Consider the following 24,769-nt stretch of genomic DNA (forward strand, 5'->3'; position numbering starts at 1 on the left):
AATGAATAAATATCTATTAAATATTCATGCATTATATGATAATGATGATTTGATGATAAATAGCATAAAAATTCTTCAAAAAAATGGGATCAATATACATGAAGTCTATTCTCCATTTCCAATTCATCATTTAAACAAAATACTAAAATTAAAAGAAACACATTTATCTTTTTTATCTTTTATATATGGAGTATTAGGACTTTTTACAGGAATTTTTCTTACTTGGTATACTATGATTTGGGATTGGCCACAAAATATTGGAGGAAAACCTTCTTTTTCTTGGATAAGAAATATTCCTTCTTTTGTTCCTGTTATATTTGAACTATCCATTTTTTTTTCTGCACATTTCATGTGTATTACTTATCTTATTCAATGTAGATTATTTCCAGGATCTATTTCAAAAAATCCAGATCCAAGGACTACTGACGATATGTTTTTAATAGAAATTATTTATCCCAGTCATACAAAAGAAAATACTGAAAAATTAATGAATTTATTAAAAAAAAATGGGGCTATGAAAATTAACATAAAAAAAATTAATAATTAGATAGATAGAAGAAATTATGAAAAAATATTTTTCTGTTATGATCATTCCTTTTTTTTTAATAATCATTCATCTAATGTTGGATTCCTGTTGGTTTGATAAATCTAAGCCCAACAGAGTTTATATGCCAGATATGTATTATTCTGATGCTTATGAACCATATTCAGACCCATATCCTGATTATAAAAAATCTAATAATGAAATTCAAATTCCTTTTTTTTTAGGAGGAAAAGGGTCTTCCCTTTTACCTATAAAGGGAACTGTCCCAAGAAATTCTTATGGATTTCTTCCTTATACTATTCCTAATACAAATGAAGGATACGATCATTCTAAAACAATTGTTACATCTCCTTTCAATTCAGAAAATAAAAAAAAAAGAAATCAAATTCTAGAAGATGGAAAAAATATCTATCAAATAAACTGTTCTATTTGTCATGGAGATAATGGAGATGGACAAGGAACTCTAGTTAAAAATGAAAAAATATTAGGAGTTCCCAGTTATCAGGATAGAGATATAACTATCGGTAGCGTTTATCATGTTGTAACATATGGAAGAAATAATATGAGTTCTTATTCTTCTCAATTAAATGAAATTGATAGATGGAAAGTAGCAGAATATGTAATGTATTTAAAAAAAAATATAAAAAAAATATAAAAAATGTATCAATTTTCTAAAAAATTGAAAATAATAATTTCCATTTTAATGGGATCAGGGTTATTGATTCTTTTTTTTGAAAAAATTTTATTCAAAGAAAATTCAACTTCTATTTGGATGAGTTTATATATAAGTTTTTTTTATTTTACCACTATTTCTCTTGGAGCATTATTTTTTTTATGTGTCCAAAATATATCGAAATCAGGATGGTCGATTATAATTCATCCAGTAATGGAAGGAGTTTCTTCTTTTCTTCCATATGGAGGATTCATGATATTAATTACCTTGTTATTAAATTCAATGGGAAAAATTCATTTATTTCATTGGATAGATCTTTCTTTAATAAATTCTGTTGATAAAATTTTTTTCGGTAAAAAATTATTTCTTAACATTCCTTTTTTTTTAATAAGAAGTATAATTTATATAGCCGGATGGAGTTTTTTTTATTTTAAAATCAAAAAAATATCTCACTTGTTAAATGTAACACGTTCTTTAACGGATTACAAAAAGCTAAATTTCATATCTATTTTTTTTATTATTTTTTTCTCTATAACATCTATACTCATGGGGTGGGATTGGATTATGTCCTTAAATACGCATTGGTTTAGTACTTTATTCAGTTGGTATGTTTTAAGTAATTATATAGTAACAGGAATTGGGATCATTACAATAACATCTATCTATCTCAAAAAAAAAGGCTGTTTGCCTTTGTTCAACGAAAACCATTTACATGACTTAAGTAAGTATCTTTTTTCTTCTAGTTTATTATGGGCGTATTTTTGGTTCTCACAATTTTTATTATATTGGTATGGAAATATTCCGGAAGAAGTTTCTTATTTTATTAAAAGAGAAGAAATGTATAATTCTGTTCATTTTTGGATTCTTATTCCAAATTTTTTAGTTCCTTTTATTTTATTGATAAGTAGTAATAACAAAAAAAATACCAGAATAGTTGTTATAGCGACTTCAATTTTACTGATTGGGCATTATATAGATATATACAATTTGATAGCTCCTGAAGTTATGAAATTACCAAAATTTGGATTGTATGAAACAACAGGTTCCTTGATGTTAGTAGGATCTTTTTTTATCTATATTTTATTCTCAAATCTAAATAAAAAAGAACTAAATTTAGTTGGAAATCCTTTCTTTGAAGAAAGTAAAAATTACAAATATCCTTATATGTAAAAAATTCACATTCAAAGATTAATATTATTTCCTAGAACTAGGAATTGCATCCTTATCTTTTACAAAATTCATTATAGATTTATTAGATCCAAAAAGTGTTAAAATATCTCCTTTTTGTAAAAAAGTATCTCCAGTAACTAATCCAATTACTTTTCTTGTAGAATTTTTTTTAGAAGACATAGGATTTTTAATATCTCTTATAACAGTAATTAAAGAAACGGAATATTTTTGTGTTAAATTTAGGCTTTTTACAGATTTTCCACTAAAAGAACATGGAGAAAAAACTTCAGCAATAGAATGTTTATTATCTACTCTAAAATAATCTAAAGCATAATTAAAAGATATTTGTTTAGTTAATCGAAAAGCCGCATCTTGTTCCGGATGAACTACATTGTTAATTCCCATTGCTTCTAATATTGTATCATGTATTTTGGATAACGAACGACTCACTATTTTAAGATGTTTATACTTTTTCAGTATAGCCGTAGTAACTATTGAAGCTCCTTCATTTTCTCCAATAGCTACAATTCCTAAATCAGCTTGTTGGATAGGTAAAACTTTATAAGCGTATTCATTATTGGCATCCATACATACTACATGAGCTATATGATCTTTTAATAAATCTACTTTTTCCATTTTATTATCTACACCAAAAACTTCATGTCCATTATCCGTCAAATTGAGTGCTAAAGACCGCCCAAAATTTCCTAGTCCAATAATTATAATTTTCATTTCAATTCAATAATTTTTGAATAAATAAATTATTCAAGAAAAACTAAAATAAAAATTACAAAAAATATTTTTTTTATACTTAACAGATAAGAACATATCCTAAAGGATATCTATAATAATCATGAGTATTAACTCTATTTTTCAATAGACCTAACATAATATTGAAAATCCCTATTCTTCCTAACAACATTAAAACGATTAAAACCAATTTACTTCCAATGGATAAATTAGAAGTAATTCCTAAAGATAATCCTGCTGTTGAAAAAGCAGAAAAAACTTCAAAAAAAATAGAGAGTATCTCTTGGTTGGGGTCTAAACAAATAATAATCAGAATGCTAGTATAGATTACAATAAGAGATAACATTATAATTGAAAAAGCTAATTTAATAGATTCTGAAGATATTTCTTTTCTTTGAATCTCTAACCTATCTTTTCCTCTAGACAAAGAAACAATATTCATTAGTGCCAATGCAAAAGTACTTGTTTTAATTCCACCACCTGTAGAAGCTGGAGAAGCCCCTATCCACATTAAAAATATGGTAAATAAGATAGTAATTGGAGCTAATTTATTCATATCTAATACTTGAAATCCTGCTGTTCTAGATGTAGCAGAAGAAAAAAATGAAACTATCCATTTTCCTACAAAAGAAGGATGTTCTGAAAGAGAACAATGGTATTCGCTGATATAATAAAAAATAGTTCCTAAAAAAAGTAAAAAAAAAGTAGTAAACACGACTATTTTTGTATTTAACGTGACAATGTGAACAGGATGTCTAAAATATTCATATTTCAAAATTTTTGAAAAAAATTTTTTAAATGTTATCCATATGTATGTAAAAAAATTAAATAAAATATCAAAACCGATTCCCCCCAATATTAATAAACATGCAACAATAAATTGAAACAAATAATTGAATCTTACAGATTCAGAATAAAATCCTTGGCTAAGAGTAGAAAAACCTCCATTGCAAAAAGCGGATATAGAATGAAAAACAGAAAAAAATAATGGATTTTCCAATTTTCTATTAATTGAAAAATAAATTAATAAAGCTCCTATTGTTTCTACTATTAAAGTAAACAGGACCACTTTGACAGCTAAAATAAGAACATTATTCGTAGTTTTTTTATTTAAAAAATTACTGATATAAACCCCCTCTCTAAAAGAAAATCCATCTCTAAAAAAATAACTAAAAAAAGAAGTGATAGTCAAAATCCCAAGGCCTCCAAGTTCTACCAAAGAAAGTAGAATTATTTTTCCAAAAAAAGTAAAATCTTTTTCTGTGTCTAATACCACTAGTCCCGTTACACAAACGGCACTTGTAGAAGTGAACAAAGCATCTATAAATGATATTCTTTTTACTGTAGATGATGGAAGCATTAATAATATAGATCCCAAAAAAGACAAAATAATAAAACTAGTAATAAAAATAAAAGCAGGATTATGTATTTTAACGTATACAATACGCATAAAATGTGTTACTCGTATAAGTATATATAAGATGAGACTAATAAACAAGGGAATTTTTACTTCTGAAATTTCTTCATTCTTATAAAAAATTTGAAAAAAGGAAAAAATAAGTGATCCCATCAAAATAAAAAAAGATAAAAAAATCATAGATTGATATCCTTTGTTCAGATTCTTTTCGAAAAGAACAAAAAAATGTAGAATACTTAAAAAAAATACTATTCCAATAAGCATTATTGAATTGAAAAAAGGATTTATATAAGTTTTCCATCCTAAAGATATCATTACATATAAAAATAAAACTGGAGTTATAAACGACAATAGATTCTTATATCTACTAATTTTTATCATACATAATTTTTTTTGAAATTTTTTTCATATTAAAAAATTAGTTATTAAGTGTTTTCAAATAAAAAATAAAACGGATTTATTTTCATTTTTTCAAAAAATTCATGATCTTTTTAAAATTTAAAAAATTAAGTTAATTAATTTTAATTATATTATTTATACTAAGTTTTTAAACTAGTTTTTTCTCTGTCTATTACTTGATTAGTAGAAAAAATAAACGGCTACTTTTCGATTCTTATATTATAAATAAAAAGGCATAAATGTTTCAATATTATTGAATTCTTTATTACAAAATTTTTCATAAGAAAGAGAACACATTTCCATTGCAGATGGGGTTATTTTTTTAGGAATAAAACGAAATAGTTCATAAAAAAACTTTTTTTCTTTTTTTGAAAAATTAACGTTTCCAAAAAAATAGACTCTCTTATTTTTTGTAATGGATTTGAATAAATTATATCCAAATTTTTTCACAAAAATAGGGGTTAGCCTCATTTTTGAATGGTTAAATAATGAAGTATAAACCAAGTCTGATTGAGCATGTATCATAGGAACTAAAAATCCATCTTTAATATTAATTTTCTGAGTTATCACAGTTAATGTATCAACTGACAATAATGGAATTTTTAAAGCACAACACAATCCTTTTGCGGCAGATATTCCTATTCTTAAAGAAGTGTACGATCCTGGACCTTTACTAACACAAACTGATTTCAGATGATTCAGATCAATCTTTGAAATATTAATAGCATATTGTATCAATAAATGTAGTTTTTCTGAATGAATAAATTCATCTGAATATTCTTCTATAGAAAGAAGACAGATTCCTTTTCTTGCTATGCTTACTGAACAATTTTTTGTAGAAGTTTCCAAATTAAGAATTAAAGACATTTTAATTATATTATTTTATTAATTTTTTTGTAAAAAAAGAAGCAGATCAAATCAAAAAAAAATTATCAATGATAGATACAAAAAAAACAATCAAACATATTGTTAGTTGGCTGAAAGAATATATCAAAAAATCTCAATCAAATGGATTTATTATAGGAATTTCGGGTGGTATAGATTCTTCGGTTACATCCGTTTTAGTAGCCATGACTACACATCCTACTATTACATTAGAAATGCCTATTTTAGAAAAAAAAAAAAATTTTTTATCACAAAAACATATTAATTTTTTAAAATCTAAATTCATCAATGTTCATTCCTTAAAAAGGGATCTATCTTGTTTGTTAAATAATTTTTGTACAGTAGTAAATACTGATGATAATAATGTTACTACTATTACTGAAATCAAAAAAAATAAAAATCTAGCTCTAGCAAATATAAAATCTAGGCTTCGTATGATGACTCTATATTACTACGCAAATATAAAAAACTATCTAGTCGTAGGAACTGGAAACAAAATAGAAGATTTTGGAGTTGGATTTTTTACAAAATATGGAGATGGTGGGGTAGATCTTCACCCAATAGCTGATTTAACTAAAAGTGAAATACGTTCTATAGCTAAAGAATTAAATATTCTTGATTGTATTCAAAATGCAATACCTACAGATGGATTATGGGATGATCAAAGATCGGATGAAGAACAATTAAAAGCTTCTTATGAAGAATTGGAATGGGCAATGAAAATGTCAGAAAAAAAATTAAAACGTATCTCTTCTTTTAAGGAAAGAAAATATGAAATTATGAAAATATATCAAACGTTACATAAAAAAAACATTCATAAAATGATTCCTATTCCAGTTTGTAAAATTCCTAGAAATTAGAAAAAAAAATTTAGAAAAACTGATCAAAAACATCTTATTACTCCACAACTAATAGACTAGTATATAGAACATATTATCAATACCTGACCTACAATAGAAATAGAATATCGTTTTCGTACCTTTGTTGAGCATGAGTCAATTTCTGCATGAAAGAACATAAAAAAATTTTAGAAAAAAAAACTGATTCAGGAGATACAGAAACTCCATTACGGAATGATGCTTTTTGTATGAATGATGAAGAAAAAATAGATAAAATTGAAAAACATTTTTTTCATATTATGAAAATACTAGGATTAGATATGAATGATGATAGTTTACGAAAAACACCAAAACGTGTAGCAAAAATGTTTATAAAAGAAATATTTAGTGGGCTTAATCCCAAGACTACCCCTAGATCATCTACATTTGAAAATAAATATCAATACAACCAAATGTTAATAGAAAAAAATATCACGGTTTATTCTACTTGCGAACATCATTTTCTTCCTATTGTAGGAAAAGCTCATGTTGGATATATTTCTAATGGAAAAGTTATTGGTCTTTCTAAAATTAATAGAATTGTCAATTTTTATGCAAAAAGACCCCAAGTTCAAGAACGTTTGACTATGCAAATAGTCAAATCTTTGAAAGAAATACTAGAAACTAAAGACGTAGCATGTGTGATAGATGCAAAACATTTATGTGTAAATTCACGGGGAATTAGAGATATAGAAAGTAGCACGATTACGACTGAATTAATCGGTTCATTTAAAAATAATCCGGAAATTAGAAGGGAGTTCTTCCATTACATTAGCATTCCATCAATAAATAAATATATGATGTGATGATCTCATACACAAATAATGGAACAACACTATTATGGAAAATATAGAATACAAAAATTGTATACGAAATCAGATAAAAATATATAATTCTTTGAAAGGAAAAAAAGAATTATTTCATCCTATTAATAGAGAATATATTGGAATTTACGTTTGTGGACCTACAGTTTATAATGATATTCATTTAGGAAACTGTCGGACTTTTATTTCATTTGATTTAGTTTTTCGTTATTTTAAACATTTAGGATACAAAGTCAGATATGTGAGAAATATTACGGATGTAGGACATTTAGAAAATGAAAAAGATGATGGAGAAGACAAAATATCTAAAAAATCCCGTATTGAAGGACTTGAACCTATGGAAATTGTTCAAAAATATACTCTCTCTTTTCATGAGATATTAAATCTTTTCAATACACTTCCACCTAGTATTGAACCAACAGCTACTGGGCATCTTATAGAACAAATAGATCTAATTCAAGAATTAATTAAAAAGGATTTAGCATACGAAATAAATGGTTCTGTTTATTTTGATATAAAAGAATATAATAAAAAATTTTCTTCTTACGGAAAATTGAGTCGTAATAAAATTCATAAACTTTTCAATGAAAAAAAATTTATATTTTCTGGAGAAAAACGTTCTAAACAAGATTTTTCTATTTGGAAAAGAGCTAGTTATAATCATATTATGAATTGGAATTCCCCATGGGGAAAAGGATTTCCTGGTTGGCATATAGAATGCACAACTATGAGTACAAAATATTTAGGAGAAGTTTTTGATATTCATGGTGGAGGAATAGATCTTAAGTTTCCACATCATGAATGTGAATTAGCACAAGCTGTAGGAGTTTATGGAAATAACAAGGATTACCTTGCACATTATTGGATGCATACAAATATGTTGACTTTAAATGGAAAAAAAATGAGCAAGTCTACAGGAAATCTTTTAGTTTTAAAAGATATAATAAACAAAAACTTTCATCCTACAATCATTCGATTTTTTATTTTGCAATCTCATTATCGTAGTATTTTAAATTTTTCCAATCAAGGACTTATAAATGCTGAAAAAGGATATTATAGATTAATGAATGCAGTCGAAAAATTAAAATATTTTTCTTTGAATGAAAAATCAAAAAAAAACAATTCATTGTTACATTTTAGTATTATTGATAAATGGATAAAAGATTGTTATAATGCTATAAATGATGATTTTAACATCCCTTTATTAATATCTCATATTTTCAAAGCTACCCAACTTATTAATCATTCTATTAATAATATGGGTTCATCGGATATCAATTTATTGAATAAATACATGAACTATTTTCTATTTGATATTCTTGGACTTCAAACATTTGAAAAAAAATACTTGGAAGATACTTCTAAAAAACTAAAAATACTTACTCAGAGATTGATAAAATTTCGTAGAGAAGAAAGAAAAAAAAAAAACTGGATACTTTCAGATAGAATTCGAAAAGAATTATTTCATGCAGGGATTTCATTACATGATGATAAATTATCATAATGCTTGATCAATATCCTCTATAAGATCTTCTACATTTTCTATTCCAAAAGATAAACGAATGAGGGAATCTTGAATTCCCGCATTTTTTCTAATTTCAAAAGGAGTGGATTTATGCGTCATAGTTACTGGATGACAAATCAAACTTTTTGTCCCTCCCAAACTTTCTGCTAACTTGAATAGTTTGGTAGAAGTCACGACTTTTTTTGCAGATTCTATAGTATCATTTTTTAAACTAAAAGAAACAATTCCACCAAAATATCGTTGTTGTTCCATTGCTACAGAATGATTTTTATGAGATGATAAACCAGGATAGTAAATTTTATCAATACAGGTCTTTTTTTTTCCTTCTAAAAAAGTAGCAACTCTAAATGCATTTTCAGATTGTTTTTTCACACGTAAATACAAAGTTTGACATCCTCTTATAGTTAACCAAGAATCAAAAGGTGATAAAATCCCACCAGTGGCATTTTGTATATATTTTAATTTTTCATATAAATCTGGATTTTTTACTGTAATTACCCCAGCTAATACATCTGAATGGCCAGCAATATATTTTGTAGCACTATGAATAACTATATCTGCTCCTAAATTAATAGGATTTTGAATAGCCGGAGAAGCAAAAGTATTATCCACTACAATCAAGATATTTGGGTTCTTTTTTTTAGAAAAAGTACTAATTTCTTTAATGTTAGATATTTTTAAAGTAGGATTTGTAGGAGTTTCTAACCAAACAAGTTTTGTTTTATGAGAAATAACAGAAATGACATTTTCAGACGAAGTAGTATCCACAAACTTAGAATGAAGTTCCAATTTTTTATATAAATTCAATAAACGAAAAGTTCCTCCATAAATATCATCTACCGCTACTATTTCATCTCCACATTTTAATAATTTTAAAACAGCATCTACAGATGCTAATCCAGAAGAAAAAGCAAGACTAGCATAACCAAATTCCAAATCTGTTATTAAATGTTCTAATATTTTTCTAGTAGGATTATTCGTTCTCGTATAATCAAATCCTTTATGAATTCCAGGTGCGTCTTGCACATAAGTAGAAGTTTGATAGATCGGTGTAGAAATTGCTCCTGTTAAAGGGTCTGATGATATTTTTTGAATAAGTTTTGTTTCTTCCTTCATTGTCTATAAAAAATTTCTAAAGAAAAAAAATTGATTCCATATGCAAATGTACTCTTTCAATTCAAAAGATGAAAATACAATTTTTCAGAACAACAAAAAGGATTCACAATTTTTTCTTTTTTTTATAGAAAAAATATAAATTTACCCCATATTGTTTTTTCTCAATTCTTGAATGATTTTTAATCAACTAAAATTAACAATTTTTATTCTTTGCATTATTGTTAGTAGTATTATTGTTAGTTGGATGATAGTTCCCGGATCTTATTCTAAGACTAATACTACTACTGAAGATAATATTTCTTCTTCTTATGAAGAAGATAAAACTGTTTCTAATAAGATTGATGTTTCTAAAACAATTATAGAACATGTCAGTGATTCTCATAAATGGAATTTATTTGGAGAGGAAAAAAGAGGAATTATATTTTACTTTCCTGTTTTTTTGTGGAATCCGGGACATGGTTTTGAAATTTTTTCTTCTTCTCAATTTTCATCTGAAAATATAGTAGTGAAAGGAAATTTTGGACATTATAAAATGTTTAAAGATAAAATATATAAAACCAATTCCAAAGGAACTTTGAATATGGATTCTAAAGGAATTCCAAAAAATGATAAACCTTTAGATTTTTCCATTACAAAAAATGTAATATCTATATGCATTTCATTTTTTATATTGTGTTTCATTTTTGTAAAAATGAGACTTAGATACGCAACCCATCAAATTAAATGGCCCCTAGGAATTTTTTTAGAATTCTTGATTTTATTTATACGGGATGAAATAGCCATTCCAAATATTGGAAAGAAAAAATATAGAATCTATTTTCCTTTTTTGTTAACAACTTTTTTTTTCATATTGATAAACAATTTAATATCTATTTTACCTGGATTTCCAAACGTTACTGGAAATATTAGTGTTACCTTCTCTTTAGCACTGATTACTTTTTTTATAACTAATATAAATGCTAACAAAAGTTATTGGAAACATACTTTTTGGATGCCAAATGTTCCTTTATTGATCAAATTTATACTTTTTCCAATTGAATTGATTGGAATTTTTATTCGTCCACTAACTTTATGTATTCGTTTATTTGCTAACATGACGGCTGGTCATATTATTATTTTGAGTTTTATTTGTCTTATTTTTATTTTTAGAAATTTATTTATTGCTAGTTTTTCCATAACTTTCTGTTTTTTTATTTCTCTATTAGAAATTATGGTATCTTTTTTGCAATCCTTTATTTTTACAACTTTATCTTCTTTGCTCATAGGTATGGCTGTAAAAAATTATGAAAATGAAACTTAAAAAATATAATTTATGGATAATATAGATTTAACTTATTCAGGAATAGCTGCTTTAGGAGCAGGACTTGCCGTAATAGGAGCTGGATTAGGAATTGGAAAAATTGGAAGTTCTGCAATGGATGCCATCTCTAGACAACCTGAAGCCTCAGGGAAAATACAAAACGCAATGATTATCGCTTCAGCTCTTATTGAAGGCGCCGCTCTTTTTGGAATAGTAACAGCTCTGTTAACTGTATTTAAGTAATTAAAATGGATTTGCTCACTCCTTCTATAGGATTAATTGTATGGCAGACGATTATATTTGTCATATTAATGTTATTTCTTTCCAAATATGCTTGGACCCCAATAATCCAGTTCATTGATAAAAGAGAAGAAAGAATTCGAATATCTATAGAAAAAGCTGATCAAGCTAAAAAAGAATTCAAAAATATAGAAGAGAAAAAAAACAAAATTTTGAAAGAACTACGTATAGAAAAAGATCTCATTCTGAAAGAAGCTTTTAAAATAAAAGAAGACATTCTACAAAATGCTAAAAAAGAAGGATTTTTAGAAAAAAAGAAAATGCTTCAAGAAGCAAAATCTCTCTTTCAGAAAGAAAGAAAATCCGCCATATACGAATTAAAAAATCAGATAGGTGATATTTCCATAAAAATAGCTGAGAAAATATTAAAAGAAGAATTTGATAAAAAAGAACTCATAAATAAACAAGAAAAATTCATCCAAGAATTAGTACAAAATTTGTAGTTCTTATTTTTTGATTTCTCTAAAATTGAGAATATGTTTTTAAAAAAAAGAATCTCCAAACATTATGCTCAAATTCTTTTTGAGTATTCTGTAAAAATCCATAAAAAAAATTCTATTTACAAAAAAATAAAAAAAGTATATTTTCTATTATCTCACAATATTCATTTCAATAGATTTTTGAAAAGTTCATTATTAAGTGATAAAAATAAAATTCTAATTTTAGAAAAAATTTTTTATTCTTTTGATTTTTTTATTTTTCATTTTATAAAACTTTTAATTTTAAGAAAAAGAGAATCCTTATTAAAAGAAATCATTTTAGAATATAAAAGTATGTATAAAAAAAAGAAAGGAATTGTAAAATGTTTTCTTACTTCTTCTTTTCCTTTAAACAAGAATTTTCAAGAAATAATTGTTGAAAAGATCATGTCTTTAGATTTAGAAAAATCAGAAAAATATAAAAAAAAATATCACATTATCAATAGAATTGACAAATCTATTGTTGGAGGTTTTTTGTTTCGCATAGGATATAAAGAGTGGGATTTCAGTGTAAAAAGACAATTACTTTATATTCAAAAAATGTTTAAAAATTAATTTTTACATGTCAGATTTAAAATATTCTGAAATATCATCTATACTTAAAAAACAATTATCTGATTTACAATTTGAATCGAAATTATCTGAATCAGGAATTGTTGTTCAAGTAGGAGATGGAATAGTGCAAGCTTTTGGACTAAATTCTGTTTTTTATGGAGAACTTGTAGAATTTCATTCTGGAATCAAAGGAATAGTTTTGAATCTTGAAGAAGATCATGTCAGTATTGTTTTGCTAAGTAGTTACTCCAAAGAAATTAAAGAAGGAGATACTGTAACACGTACAGGAAAAACATTATCTATAGAAGTAGGAGAAGGGATGTTGGGGCGCGTTGTGGATACATTAGGAAATCCTATTGATGGAAAAGGACCTATAGAAGGAAAATTATTCGAAATGCCATTGGAAAGAAAAGCTCCAGGGGTTATTTATAGAGAACCCGTAAAAGAACCTCTTCAAACTGGGATTAAATTTATAGATTCCATGATTCCTATTGGAAGAGGGCAAAGAGAATTGATTATTGGTGATAGGCAAACTGGAAAAACAACTATAGCAATTGATACAATTATTAATCAAAAAGAATTTTATAATACGGAAAAACAAGTTTATTGTATTTATGTAGCTATAAGCCAAAAAGGATCAACAATAGCTAGAATTACTAAAATTTTAGAAGAAAAGGGGGCTATGCCTTATACTATCGTAGTATTATCAAATGCTTCTGAACCAGCCTCTATGCAAGTATTTTCTCCGTTTTCTGGAACAGCTATTGGAGAATATTTTCGTGATACTGGACGGTCTTCTTTAGTGATTTATGACGATCTTTCGAAACAAGCTGTTTCTTATCGGGAAATTTCTTTGTTGTTGCGGCGTCCTCCAGGACGAGAAGCATATCCAGGAGATGTTTTCTATTTGCATTCTCGTTTATTAGAAAGATCTTCAAAAATCATAAATGATCAAAACATAGTTAAAAAAATGAATGATATTCCAGAATCAATTAAAGATCATGTAAAATGTGGGGGATCTTTAACAGCAATCCCAATTGTTGAAACACAATCTGGAGATGTCTCTTCTTATATTCCAACTAATGTTATTTCTATAACAGATGGACAAATTTTTTTAGAAAAAGATTTATTCCATTCTGGAATACGTCCTGCTATTAATGAAAGTATTTCTGTTTCCCGTGTAGGAGGATCTGCTCAAATCAAATCTATGAGAAAAGTATCTGGAACTCTAAAATTGGATCAGGCGCAGTTTAGAGAGATAGAATCCTTTTCAAAATTCGGATCTGAATTAGATCCGGAAACTATGAAAATTATTCAAAAAGGTAGAAGAAATATAGAAATATTAAAACAAAAACCTCATTATCCATATAAAGTATCCGATCAGATTGCCATTATTTATGCTGGTGTAAAAAACCTACTAAATAAAATTCCTATTGAAAAAATAAAAACTTTTGAAAAAGAATATCTTTTTTATTTAAATGAAAAACACAAAGAACTATTGAATTCATTGAAAAACGGAATTTTTCATGATGAATTCGCTAAAATTTTAGAAAAAATAGCTTCTGAACTCAGCAAAAAATATTCCAATAATTAAATTGATGAATCCAAAAGAAATAAAAAAACGAATTCTATCCATTAACTCGGTTGTAAAAACAACAGAAGCTATGAAAATGATTTCTATTGTGAAATTACGAAAATCAAAAGAATCGCTTTTACATATAAAAACATATTCAGAACACATCAAAAAATTATTTCTAGATCTTATAGAAACAGAAAAAAAGGAAAATTTAGAAAAAAATAAATATTTTATTTCCGATTTTTCTTCTATTTCTGAAAAAAAAAAACAACTATTTTTAGTTTTTACTTCTAATAAAGGTTTATGTGGTGGATTTAATTCCTTAATTTTTAATAAAATTAATAAAATAATTCAGAAAAAAGAAAATTTATATAATCAAGATATCTTTTTTTCTATAGGAAAAAAAGGATTGGATTTTTTATACAAGAAAAAATATAATATATATAATGGAAACAAAAAATTTTTAAAAAATTTTACTTATAAGTATGAAGAAACGTTTTTGTTTGTTAAAAAATTAATTTCAGATTTTTTATCTAAAAAAATATCTTCTATATTTTTGATGTATAATCATTTAAAAAATTCTTTTTTACAAGAAGTAATTGTAGAAAAATTTCTTCCTATCCCTTTTTCTATTTTAAATTTTTCAAAAAAATCATTTCACAATCCTATTTTAGAACCATCCAAGAAAATCATTTTAGATTATATTATTCCAAAATTTCTTAACGTGAAACTCTTTAAAACTTTATTAGAATCATCCAATTCAGAACATACAGCACGTATGATATCCATGCACAAAGCCACAGAAAACGCATCTAATATAAAAAAAAATCTTCTGTTAAATTATAATAAAGAAAGACAAACAACAATTACTAAAGAAATACTAGAAATTATTAGCGGATTAGAAGCTTTAAAAAAGTAAAGTGATTTGTAAAAATTATTTGAATATGAAAAAGATGCTAACAGGAATTCAAAGTACAGGTACCCCCCATTTAGGAAATATTTTAGGAGTTATAATCCCTTTTATCAAGATATCTAATCATCCCCAAATTTCTTCTTTTGTATTTGTAGCAGATTTGCATTCTTTAACACAGGTAAAAGATGTAGAAAAAATAAGAGATAATACTTATCAAGTTGTTGCCGCATGGTTAGCTTTTGGATTAAACCCGGATAATAGTATCTTATATAGACAATCTGATGTATCCGAAGTAACAGAATTAGCTTGGTATTTCAATTGTTTTTTTCCTTATCAAAGACTAACATTAGCTCATTCTTTTAAGGATAATAATAAGGAAAGGAATAATAATAATCATATCAAAATGAATGTTGGTTTATTTACTTATCCTATTTTAATGGCAGCTGATATTTTACTTTATAATGCAGAAATCATTCCTGTAGGAAAAGACCAGTTACAACATATTGAAATAACACGTCGTATAGCTACTCTTTTCAATCAAAAAACAGGAAAAGAATTATTTTCTTTACCCAATCCACTTTTACAAACAGAAAGCATGGCTTCTGTACCTGGTACGGATGGAAAAAAAATGAGCAAATCAAAAAAAAATTGGATTAATATTTTTTCCTCAGATGAAATTTTAAAAAAACAAATAATGAATATTCATACAGATAATAAATCTTTAAAAGACAAAAAAGATCCAGATCAAGATTCTATAATGTCTTTATACCGACTCTTAGCTCCTTTAAATAAAGTGGATAAAATGAGAGAAAAATATTTAAAGGGCGGATATGGATATCTGGAAGCTAAAATAACGCTTTATGAATGTATAAAGAAAAAATTTTCAGTAGAAAGAAAAAAATTTTCTTTTTTTATAGAAAAAAAATCTTTTTTAGATAAAGTTCTTTCCTTAGGCGCTCAAAAAGCAAAAAATATAGCTTGTAAAAGATTAGATCAGATTAGAAAAACTTTAAATTTTAAACCATCATTAAAATAATAATACCATTCTATTCTATGTATTTTATTGACAAAATGACACAATTATAAAATATGGCAAATATTTTGCTATTTATGATGTTTATATAGTTTATAAATAAAAAAATATTAGGATAATTAATAAATAATTATGGATTGTAATAAAAAAAATACTGAAAAAAAAGTAGAAATAGAAAATCTATCTTCGGATAATGATAAGAAGAATAATCCGAATACGACAGAATCGATTCCTTTTTCTTGCAAAAAAGAAGAAAAAGAAGAAATTCATATTCATGATCCATTAAAAATAAAAAAAGAAATAAAATCTCTTAAAGAAGAATTAAAAAAAGAAAAAGATAAATTTTTACGTATTTTTGCAGAATTTGAAAATTCTAAAAAACGGATTCAAAAAGAGAGATTAGACCTTTTTAGAACTATTCATCAACAAATACTTATAGATTTAATTCCAATTTTAGATGATTTTGAACGAAGTCTTAAAGAACTAAAAAAATCAAAAGATGAACTTCTCATAAAAGGAGTATCTCTTATACAAGAAAAATTAATAAAAATTTTAAAAGAGAAAGGTCTCAAAAAGATAAAAACAAAAAAAGGAGACGATTTTAACACGGATTTTCATGAGGCAATAACACAAGTTCCATCTATTACTGAGGATTTAAAAGGGAAAGTTTTAGAGATCATAGAATCTGGATATATTCTCAAAGAAAAAGTGATACGACATGCTAAAGTCATTACCGGTAAATAATTTTTTATTATTAATAACTTTTATTTCATGGTAAAAAAAGATTATTACGAAGTATTAGGGATTTCTCGAAATGCTTCTTCAGAAGAAATTAAAAAAGCTTATAGAAAATTAGCAATTAAATATCATCCTGATAAAAATTTAGATAATAAAAAAAATGCTGAAGAAAAATTTAAAGAAGCTGCTGAAGCTTATGAAGTTTTAAGCAATCCAGAAAAAAGACAACGTTACGATAAATTTGGCCATTCTGGAGTAAAAGGAAGTGGATCTGGATCAGGAATGAATATGGAGGATATTTTTGCAAATTTCGGAGATATTTTTGCAGATGCTTTTGGAGAAGGTTTTTCTAGTTTTGGATTTGGAAAATCTACACGACAGAGAACCATTAAAGGGAGCGATCTTAGAATAAGAGTGAAACTGACATTAGAAGAAGTAGCTAATGGAATAGAAAAAAAAGTAAAAGTAAAAAGAATGAAAGTTGCTAGAGGGGTCAAGTTTAGAACTTGCACTTTTTGCCATGGAACTGGTCAAATAACACGTGTTACTAATACAATACTAGGAAAGATGCAAACCACATCTCAATGTAATCTTTGTTCCGGAACTGGAAAAAATCTTGAAAATATTCCTTTTGGTTCTAATAAACACGGATTAATAAAAGAAGAAGAATTAGTAAATATACAAATTCCTGCAGGTTTGACAGAAGGAATTCAATTGAAAGTTTCTGGTAAAGGAAATGAAGCTCCATTTGATGGAATTCCTGGAGATTTAATTGTGTTAATTGAAGAAATTCCTCATCCTAGGTTAAAAAGAGAAGGGAACAACCTTCATTATGATTTATATATTTCCTTTCCAGATGCTATATTAGGTACATTAAAAGAAGTTCCTACTATAAATGGAAAAGCACGTATTAAAATAGATTCAGGAACACAATCAGGAAAAACTCTTAGATTAAAAAATAAAGGATTGCCTAATCTTGAAGGATATGGTCGTGGAAGTCTTCTAATTCATGTCAATGTTTGGACTCCAAAAAAAATAAACGAAGAACAGAGAAAATTTTTTGAAAAAATGAGAAAAAATGAAAATTTTCTTCCTCATCCTGGAAATTCTGAAAAATCTTTTTTTGATCGCGTACGAGAAATGTTTTCTTAAAAAGATAAAAACTATTTTATCTTTAGAACTCTATCCTATGCTAAACAAAATAAAATACTCTTTACTCTGTATGATGTGAGTAGTAGTGTTAGTTTAATTGTTAATAAAAAATTAATTCTCACTTTACTTATGAAAAGAATAATAGTGGTAGTAGGACTTTCAGGAGGTGTTGATTCTAGTGTTGCTGCTTTACTTCTTAAAAAGAAAGGATATGAAGTGATTGGTCTATTTATGCTAAATTGGGGAGATTCAATTTTCGATACTCAATGTTCTTTATGGAAAGACAGCGTTGATGCTATGTTAGTAGCTCAAGAACTAAATATTCCTTTTCAAGTAATAGAAATGAGAAAAGAATACAAAGAATCTATTATTAATTATATGTTTAACGAATATAAATCTGGAAAAACTCCTAATCCAGATATTTTGTGTAATCAAAAAATAAAATTCAATCTTTTTTTGAAAAGAGCTATTGATTTAGGAGCTGATTTTATAGCTACCGGGCATTATGTTAATAAACAGAAAATCATAAAAAATAATCAAGAAATTTATCGTCTTTTGATTGGAAAAGATTCCAATAAAGATCAATCATATTTCTTATGTAGGTTAACACAATATCAATTAAAAAAATCCCTATTTCCATTAGGAAAATTGACAAAAAATCAAGTTCGAAAAATAGCAGAAAAAAATAAATTGTGTAACGCTGACAAAAAAGATTCTCAAGGATTATGTTTTGTTGGAAAGATTCATTTAATGAAATTTCTTCAAAAAGAAATTTATCCAAAAAAAGGAGAAATTATAAACATAGATTCAAATTCTATGATTTATAGGAAAAAAAAATATTCTTTATCAAAAGAAGAAGAATTATTTTTCCTATCTCAAAAAATAGGATATCAAAAATCAGATGGAAAACTAATTGGATATCACAAAGGGGCACAATACTTCACAATAGGTCAACGAAAAGGAATTTCTCTAGGTGGATATAAAGAAGCTCTTTTTGTTATTGAAACTGATATCAATAAAAACATTGTATATACAGGAATGGGAAAAAATCATCCTGGTTTATATAAAAAATCTTTATTTATTGAAAATAAAGACATTCATTGGATCAGAAAAGATCTTTCTCTTTCTGATGGAGAAAAAATGAATGTATTCTGTAGGATTCGGTACAGGCAACCTCTACAAAAGGCAAAATTACATAAAATAAAAAGGGGGATTTTGATAGAATTTGAAATGCTGCAATGTGCTATTACAAAAGGACAATTTGCAGTATGGTATCTAGAGAAAGAATTGATAGGATCCGGAATAATCTCGTGATAATAGTTTATTATGAATAAATAATAATATTTTCTTTAACAATTAAGTTTTATTATAAATTTTTGAAAAATATTCATTTTTATATACTATATATAAGATTTTATAAAAATTAATCCTATTAAAACGCTTTTATATAATGTATTTTTTTTATATTTTTGCATATTATATAATTAAAAAAATTATTGTTATATTTTCTTAAAATTCTTCTATACTAATTGAATTTATAAAAAACATTCTTGTCAAATGGTATTTATTTTTATAATTCCTACTTGATATGTTTGATAATTAATTCAGGCAGTCAGTAGGACTTTTTGATTTATTATAAAACATATCATGAAAAGAAAAATTAATAGTTTCAGTAGAAAAATTACAAATAACCCAAATTTACCCGCAGCACACGCTATGTTATATGCTACTGGTATGAGAGAATCAGATTTTTGCAAAGCTCAAATAGGAATAGTAAGCAATTGGTACGAGGGGAACCCTTGTAACATGCATTTAGACATACTTGGAAAAAAAATCAAATTATCAGTTATCAATCAAAAAAATTTAATAGGATTTCAATTTACTACTATTGGAGTCAGTGATGGAATTACTATGGGGACACCAGGAATGAGATTTTCTTTACCTTCTAGAGAATTAATAGCGGATAGTATAGAAACAGTAGTAGAAGCACATCATTATGATGGAGTTATAGCTATTCCAGGATGTGATAAAAATATGCCAGGAGTAATGATTTCTTTACTTAGATTGAATAGACCTTCTATTATAGTATATGGAGGAAGTATTTCTTCAGGATTTTATAATGAAAAAAAATTAGATATTGTTTCTTCTTTTGAAGCATTAGGTGAAAAAAATACCTGTAAAATTTCTGAAGAAGAATACAAAAATATTATCAAAAATTCTTGCCCGGGACCAGGATCTTGTGGAGGAATGTATACTGCAAATACAATGGCTTCTGCTTTAGAAGCTATGGGGATGTCGCTTCCTTATTCTTCTTCTTCTCCTTCAACAAGTGAGAATAAAAAAAAAGAGTGTAAAATAGTGTCCACATTTATTCAAAAACTTTTAGAAAGAAAAGTAAAACCTAAAGATATTGTAACAAAAACTTCTATAGAAAATGGAGTAAAATTAGCAATGTGTTTAGGAGGATCTACTAATCTTATTTTGCATTTTTTAGCAATAGCCAAATCCGCAAATGTTCATTTTACACTAAAAGATTTTCAAAAAATTAGCAACCAGGTTCCTCTTATTGGAAATTTAAAACCAAGTGGCATTTTTTTAATGGAAGATATTCATAAAATTGGGGGGACTCCTGTCATTATAAAATATTTATTAAATCAAGGAATATTATCTGGAGATTGTTTAACAGTTACAGGGGAAACTTTACATGAAAATATGAAAAAGATTCCTAATATCAATTTCAATCAAAAAATTATTTATCCTTTAAATAACCCTATAAAGAAAAACGGCCATATAAGAATTTTATATGGAAATCTTTCTCCAGAGGGATCTGTTGCAAAAATTACTGGAAAAGAAGGAATTTTTTTTCGGGGGGAAGCAAATGTTTTTGATTCAGAAGAAGATGCCAATAAAGCTATTTTAAATCATAAAATTCAAACAGGGGAAGTTATTGTGATTAGATATGTCGGTCCTATAGGAGGTCCGGGGATGCCAGAAATGCTTAAACCAACATCTTATATTATGGGATCAGGATTAGGAAAAAATGTAGCTCTTATTACAGATGGAAGATTTTCAGGTGGTTCTCATGGATTTGTTGTAGGACATATTACTCCAGAAGCACAATCTGGTGGTTTGATAGCTTTTGTTAGAAATGGAGATTTTATTAAAATAGACGCGGAAAATAATCTCCTAACACTTGAAGTAGAAGAAGAAGAAATACAAAAAAGAAAAAAAGAATGGATTCCACCTTTATTAAAGGTAAAAAAAGGATATTTATATAAATATATAAAAACTGTTTCTCCAGCTTCAGAAGGGTGCGTCACAGATCAATTTTAATATGGAAAAAAAATTATTCTCTGGTTCAGAAATAGTAATAAAAACACTTTTATATGAAAACGTAGAATATATTTTTGGGTATCCCGGTGGTGCTATTATGCCTATATATGATTCTTTACACGATTATTTAAATTTGGTTTCTCACATTTTAATGCGTCATGAACAAGGATCTATTCATGCAGCACAAGGATATGCTAGAGCTACAGGAAAAACCGGTGTTTGTTTTACAACTTCAGGTCCTGGAGCTACTAACTTAATTACTGGATTAGCCGATGCATTAATAGATAGTACCCCAATTGTATGTATAACTGGACAAGTCTCTTCTCATCTTTTAGGGACTGACGCTTTCCAAGAAACGAATATAATAGATATTTCTATTCCTGTAACTAAATGGAACATTCAAGTTTTAAAAGCCAAAGATATTTGCGAATCTATTCAAAAAGGATTTTTTATAGCTAAAAAAGGAAGACCCGGTCCCGTATTAATAGATATCACAAAAGATGCGCAATTTCAAAAATCTGAATTTCATTATACCCGTTGTAAATATGTAAAAAACTTTCATCCATATCCTTGTATAAAAGAAAAAAAAATAAAAGAAGCAGCTAATTTAATTAATACATCTAAAAAACCTTTCATTTTAGTAGGACAAGGGGTCATTTTAGCTCATGCAGAAGAAGAATTTAAAATTTTTGTTGAAAAAACAGGAATTCCAGTAGCTAGTACCCTTCTTGGATTAGGATCATTGGAAAGCAATCATCATTTATATGTAGGAATGTTAGGAATGCATGGAAATTATGCCCCTAATATTTTGACGAATCGATGTGATCTTCTTATTGCTATTGGTATGCGTTTTGATGATCGTGTTACTGGAAATGTTAAAAAATATGCTAAACAAGCTAAAATCATTCATTTGGAAATAGATCCTTCAGAAGTTAACAAAAATATATTATGTCATGTTCCAATTTTAGGAGATTGTAAGATTTCTTTAAAAAAATTGATCTCTTATGTGAAGAAAAAAACTCATGAAAAATGGATAAATGAATTTTTTCATTTAAAAGAAAAAGAAGTAACTACTGTTATTAAAGAGGATCTAAATCCTGTAAAAAAAAAGGGGATAACTATGGGAGAAGTGATTAAGTGGATCAACTTCTATAAACAAAAAGAAGCTATTCTTGTAACAGATGTAGGACAACATCAAATGGTCGCTTCAAGATATTTTGATTTTACTTGTAAAAAAAGTCAGATTACATCTGGAGGATTAGGAACTATGGGGTTTGCTTTACCTGCTTCTATAGGTGCAAAATTAGGAGCAAAAGAGAGGCAAGTGATTTGTATTGTTGGAGATGGGGGAATTCAAATGACAATCCAAGAAATGGGAACTATTTTGCAAAATGATATCCCAGTAAAAATTATATTATTAAACAATAATTTTTTAGGTATGGTTCGTCAGTGGCAACAGCTTTTTTTTAATAAACGTTATTCTTGTACAGAATTAATAAATCCAAATTTTATCAAGTTAGCTAAATCTTATAATATTGAAGCAGAAAGAGTTAAAAAAAGAAAAAAACTAAAAATAGCTGTTAAAAAAGCATTAGAAAGAGAAAAAGCTTTTTTATTAGAAGTTCTTATAGAAAAAGAAGATAATGTTTTTCCTATGATTCCTGCAGAATCTTCTGTAGATGAAATACGCTTAACATAAATTTATATTTATATAAGAATTCAATAATAAAATAATAATATACTACTATATGAAGCATCAGTTTAGAATGATCATTCTAGGAGAAAATCAAATAAGATTGTTAAGTAGAATGCTTGTTATATTGAACCGTAAAAATTTGAAAATTTCACATATAAATGTGTCGAATCATATCACCAAAAAAAATAATGGCGTTAATAATAATGAAAGTATTGATAATAACACTCATCAATATGTTATTGATTTAGAATGTAATGAAGAGCAATTAATTAAAGTTACAAAATCAATTGAAAAACTAATAGGAATAATTCATGTCTACTTTTTCAAAAAAAAAGAAAACAAACCCAGAGAAAAATCATGGAAAGAAATAGATTTTCCGTTAGCTACATTTTAATGAAAGAAAATTAATGAAAAATTAAAAAATATTTTAATCATGAAAATTAAACTTGGACCTATAGAAGAAACTATTATTACAAGAGAAGAATTTCCTTTATCTAAGGCTAGAAAAAACTTAAATAAAGAAACTATATCCATATTAGGATATGGAGTACAGGGGCCAGGTCAATCCTTAAATCTAAAAGATAATGGATTTCAAGTGATTGTAGGTCAAAGAAAAAATTCTTTGTCTTGGAAAAAAGCTCTAGAAGATGGATGGATAGAAGGAAAAAATCTTTTTTCATTAGAAGAAGCTTCTGAAAAAGGAACTGTTCTTATGTACCTTTTATCAGATGCGGGGCAAATTTCTTTTTGGCCTACTTTAAAAAAGAATCTTACTGAAGGAAAATCTTTGTATTTTTCACATGGATTTGGATTAACATTTTGTGAAAAAACGAAAATTTTTCCTCCAAAAAATATCGATATTTTTTTGGTAGCTCCAAAAGGATCAGGAACTAGTTTAAGAAGACTTTTTAAACAAGGAAAAGGAATCAACTCTAGTTATGCCATTTATCAGGATTATACTGGAAAAAGTTTGGAAAAAGCTATTTCCATAGGAATAGGAATTGGATCGGGATATTTATTTGAAACAAGTTTTAAAAATGAAGTTTATTCAGATTTAGTGGGGGAAAGAGGGGCATTAATGGGAGCAATACAAGGAATTTTTGCTGCACAATATCATGTTTTAAGAGAACAAGGCCATTCTCCTTCAGAATCATTTAACGAAACGGTAGAAGAATTAACTCAAAGTCTTATGCCATTAGTATCTGAAAAAGGAATGGATTGGATGTATTCGAATTGTTCTACTACTGCTCAAAGAGGGGCTTTAGACTGGTGGAAAATATTTAGAGATGCGACTTTTCCTGTGTTTCGAAAATTGTATAAAGAAGTTTCTTCAGGAAAAGAAGCAAAAAGAATTATAGATTCAAATAGTCATATTGATTATAGAATCAAATTAAAAAAAGAATTACAAAATCTGAAAAATAGTGAATTGTGGAAAGTAGGTAAAATTATTCGTAGTCTTAGACCAGAAGAAAAAAAATGTTCTTTGGATCAAAAAAAAATTGATTAATTCTTT

The 24,769-nt window shown here is 26.7% G+C and carries 24 protein-coding genes; 20 read left to right on the forward strand and 4 right to left on the reverse strand.

Translation table 11 applies throughout. The features are described 5' to 3' along the window. The first annotated feature begins 1 nt into the window (after position 1). From H0H71_RS00300 to H0H71_RS00310, 3 genes are read left to right on the forward strand one after another with little or no spacing between them, the layout of a single operon-like run. The gene (locus H0H71_RS00300) at positions 2 to 547 is read left to right on the forward strand and encodes a DUF3341 domain-containing protein (protein ID WP_185856135.1); all 546 of its coding nucleotides are present in this window, start codon (positions 2 to 4) and stop codon (positions 545 to 547) included. 16 nt (positions 548 to 563) lie between these two features. Further along, positions 564 to 1,199 carry a c-type cytochrome gene (locus H0H71_RS00305; RefSeq protein WP_185856137.1) on the forward strand — a complete coding sequence of 212 codons (636 nt, stop codon included), beginning with the start codon at positions 564 to 566 and terminating at the stop codon, positions 1,197 to 1,199. 3 nt (positions 1,200 to 1,202) lie between these two features. Next, the gene (locus H0H71_RS00310) at positions 1,203 to 2,387 is read left to right on the forward strand and encodes a hypothetical protein (RefSeq protein WP_185856138.1); all 1,185 of its coding nucleotides are present in this window, start codon (positions 1,203 to 1,205) and stop codon (positions 2,385 to 2,387) included. A gap of 24 nt (positions 2,388 to 2,411) precedes the next feature. Here the strand turns inward: H0H71_RS00310 and H0H71_RS00315 are convergent, their stop codons facing one another. The 3 genes from H0H71_RS00315 to tsaB all read right to left on the reverse strand — a co-directional run bounded on the left by H0H71_RS00315 (position 2,412) and on the right by tsaB (position 5,820). Then, positions 2,412 to 3,119 (reverse strand): potassium channel family protein, encoded by a 708-nt coding sequence (locus tag H0H71_RS00315; RefSeq protein WP_185856140.1) that lies wholly within the window; start codon positions 3,117 to 3,119, stop codon positions 2,412 to 2,414. Positions 3,120 to 3,198: 79 nt separating this feature from the next. Continuing rightward, positions 3,199 to 4,935 carry a TrkH family potassium uptake protein gene (locus H0H71_RS00320; protein WP_185856142.1) on the reverse strand — a complete coding sequence of 579 codons (1,737 nt, stop codon included), beginning with the start codon at positions 4,933 to 4,935 and terminating at the stop codon, positions 3,199 to 3,201. 237 nt (positions 4,936 to 5,172) lie between these two features. After that, complete coding sequence (tsaB, locus tag H0H71_RS00325) at positions 5,173 to 5,820, reverse strand: tRNA (adenosine(37)-N6)-threonylcarbamoyltransferase complex dimerization subunit type 1 TsaB (RefSeq protein ID WP_185856144.1); 648 nt, start codon at positions 5,818 to 5,820, stop codon at positions 5,173 to 5,175. Positions 5,821 to 5,888: 68 nt separating this feature from the next. Between tsaB and nadE the strand changes: the two genes are divergently transcribed. From nadE to cysS, 3 genes are all read left to right on the forward strand, one after another. Further along, positions 5,889 to 6,698 carry an NAD(+) synthase gene (gene nadE / locus H0H71_RS00330; RefSeq protein ID WP_185856146.1) on the forward strand — a complete coding sequence of 270 codons (810 nt, stop codon included), beginning with the start codon at positions 5,889 to 5,891 and terminating at the stop codon, positions 6,696 to 6,698. 146 nt (positions 6,699 to 6,844) lie between these two features. Beyond that, a complete protein-coding gene (gene folE, locus H0H71_RS00335; protein ID WP_185856148.1) occupies positions 6,845 to 7,522 on the forward strand; it encodes a GTP cyclohydrolase I FolE in 678 nt (225 codons plus the stop codon). 34 nt (positions 7,523 to 7,556) lie between these two features. Further along, complete coding sequence (gene cysS / locus H0H71_RS00340; protein ID WP_185856151.1) at positions 7,557 to 9,044, forward strand: cysteine--tRNA ligase; 1,488 nt, start codon at positions 7,557 to 7,559, stop codon at positions 9,042 to 9,044. Here cysS and H0H71_RS00345 read toward each other — a convergent pair. Beyond that, positions 9,039 to 10,181, reverse strand: a complete 1,143-nt coding sequence (locus H0H71_RS00345) for a trans-sulfuration enzyme family protein (RefSeq protein WP_185856152.1) — start codon at positions 10,179 to 10,181, stop codon at positions 9,039 to 9,041. The genes cysS and H0H71_RS00345 overlap by 6 nt on opposite strands. A gap of 172 nt (positions 10,182 to 10,353) precedes the next feature. Between H0H71_RS00345 and atpB the strand changes: the two genes are divergently transcribed. The 14 genes from atpB to ilvC all read left to right on the forward strand — a co-directional run bounded on the left by atpB (position 10,354) and on the right by ilvC (position 24,763). After that, positions 10,354 to 11,481, forward strand: coding sequence for a F0F1 ATP synthase subunit A (gene atpB / locus H0H71_RS00350; protein ID WP_238784458.1), 1,128 nt, complete (start codon positions 10,354 to 10,356; stop codon positions 11,479 to 11,481). Positions 11,482 to 11,493: 12 nt separating this feature from the next. Next, the gene (gene atpE / locus H0H71_RS00355; protein WP_185856154.1) at positions 11,494 to 11,724 is read left to right on the forward strand and encodes an ATP synthase F0 subunit C; all 231 of its coding nucleotides are present in this window, start codon (positions 11,494 to 11,496) and stop codon (positions 11,722 to 11,724) included. A 5-nt stretch (positions 11,725 to 11,729) separates the two neighbouring features. Next, on the forward strand, positions 11,730 to 12,224 hold the full coding sequence (gene atpF, locus H0H71_RS00360) for a F0F1 ATP synthase subunit B (protein WP_185856156.1): 495 nt from the start codon (positions 11,730 to 11,732) through the stop codon (positions 12,222 to 12,224). 33 nt (positions 12,225 to 12,257) lie between these two features. Further along, positions 12,258 to 12,815 carry an ATP synthase F1 subunit delta gene (atpH, locus tag H0H71_RS00365; protein ID WP_185856157.1) on the forward strand — a complete coding sequence of 186 codons (558 nt, stop codon included), beginning with the start codon at positions 12,258 to 12,260 and terminating at the stop codon, positions 12,813 to 12,815. 7 nt (positions 12,816 to 12,822) lie between these two features. Further along, complete coding sequence (gene atpA / locus H0H71_RS00370) at positions 12,823 to 14,409, forward strand: F0F1 ATP synthase subunit alpha (RefSeq protein WP_185856159.1); 1,587 nt, start codon at positions 12,823 to 12,825, stop codon at positions 14,407 to 14,409. A gap of 4 nt (positions 14,410 to 14,413) precedes the next feature. After that, on the forward strand, positions 14,414 to 15,310 hold the full coding sequence (atpG, locus tag H0H71_RS00375; protein ID WP_317168082.1) for an ATP synthase F1 subunit gamma: 897 nt from the start codon (positions 14,414 to 14,416) through the stop codon (positions 15,308 to 15,310). 25 nt (positions 15,311 to 15,335) lie between these two features. After that, positions 15,336 to 16,340 carry a tryptophan--tRNA ligase gene (gene trpS, locus H0H71_RS00380; protein WP_185856163.1) on the forward strand — a complete coding sequence of 335 codons (1,005 nt, stop codon included), beginning with the start codon at positions 15,336 to 15,338 and terminating at the stop codon, positions 16,338 to 16,340. 129 nt (positions 16,341 to 16,469) lie between these two features. Next, a complete protein-coding gene (locus H0H71_RS00385; RefSeq protein ID WP_185856165.1) occupies positions 16,470 to 17,081 on the forward strand; it encodes a nucleotide exchange factor GrpE in 612 nt (203 codons plus the stop codon). Positions 17,082 to 17,108: 27 nt separating this feature from the next. After that, complete coding sequence (dnaJ, locus tag H0H71_RS00390) at positions 17,109 to 18,227, forward strand: molecular chaperone DnaJ (protein WP_185856167.1); 1,119 nt, start codon at positions 17,109 to 17,111, stop codon at positions 18,225 to 18,227. Between the two features lie 129 nt (positions 18,228 to 18,356). Further along, on the forward strand, positions 18,357 to 19,541 hold the full coding sequence (mnmA, locus tag H0H71_RS00395; protein ID WP_185856169.1) for a tRNA 2-thiouridine(34) synthase MnmA: 1,185 nt from the start codon (positions 18,357 to 18,359) through the stop codon (positions 19,539 to 19,541). Positions 19,542 to 19,874: 333 nt separating this feature from the next. Then, positions 19,875 to 21,560, forward strand: a complete 1,686-nt coding sequence (ilvD, locus tag H0H71_RS00400) for a dihydroxy-acid dehydratase (protein ID WP_185856170.1) — start codon at positions 19,875 to 19,877, stop codon at positions 21,558 to 21,560. A gap of 1 nt (position 21,561) precedes the next feature. Further along, entirely contained in the window at positions 21,562 to 23,259 is a 1,698-nt protein-coding gene (gene ilvB / locus H0H71_RS00405; protein WP_185856172.1) for a biosynthetic-type acetolactate synthase large subunit, read from the forward strand. A gap of 67 nt (positions 23,260 to 23,326) precedes the next feature. Then, positions 23,327 to 23,650, forward strand: a complete 324-nt coding sequence (locus tag H0H71_RS00410) for an acetolactate synthase (RefSeq protein ID WP_238784459.1) — start codon at positions 23,327 to 23,329, stop codon at positions 23,648 to 23,650. Between the two features lie 39 nt (positions 23,651 to 23,689). Next, complete coding sequence (gene ilvC / locus H0H71_RS00415; protein ID WP_185856176.1) at positions 23,690 to 24,763, forward strand: ketol-acid reductoisomerase; 1,074 nt, start codon at positions 23,690 to 23,692, stop codon at positions 24,761 to 24,763. Positions 24,764 to 24,769: the final 6 nt, after the last annotated feature.

Origin of the sequence: Blattabacterium cuenoti, from assembly GCF_014251375.1 — a bacterium.
Classification (GTDB): domain Bacteria; phylum Bacteroidota; class Bacteroidia; order Flavobacteriales; family Blattabacteriaceae; genus Blattabacterium; species Blattabacterium cuenoti_K.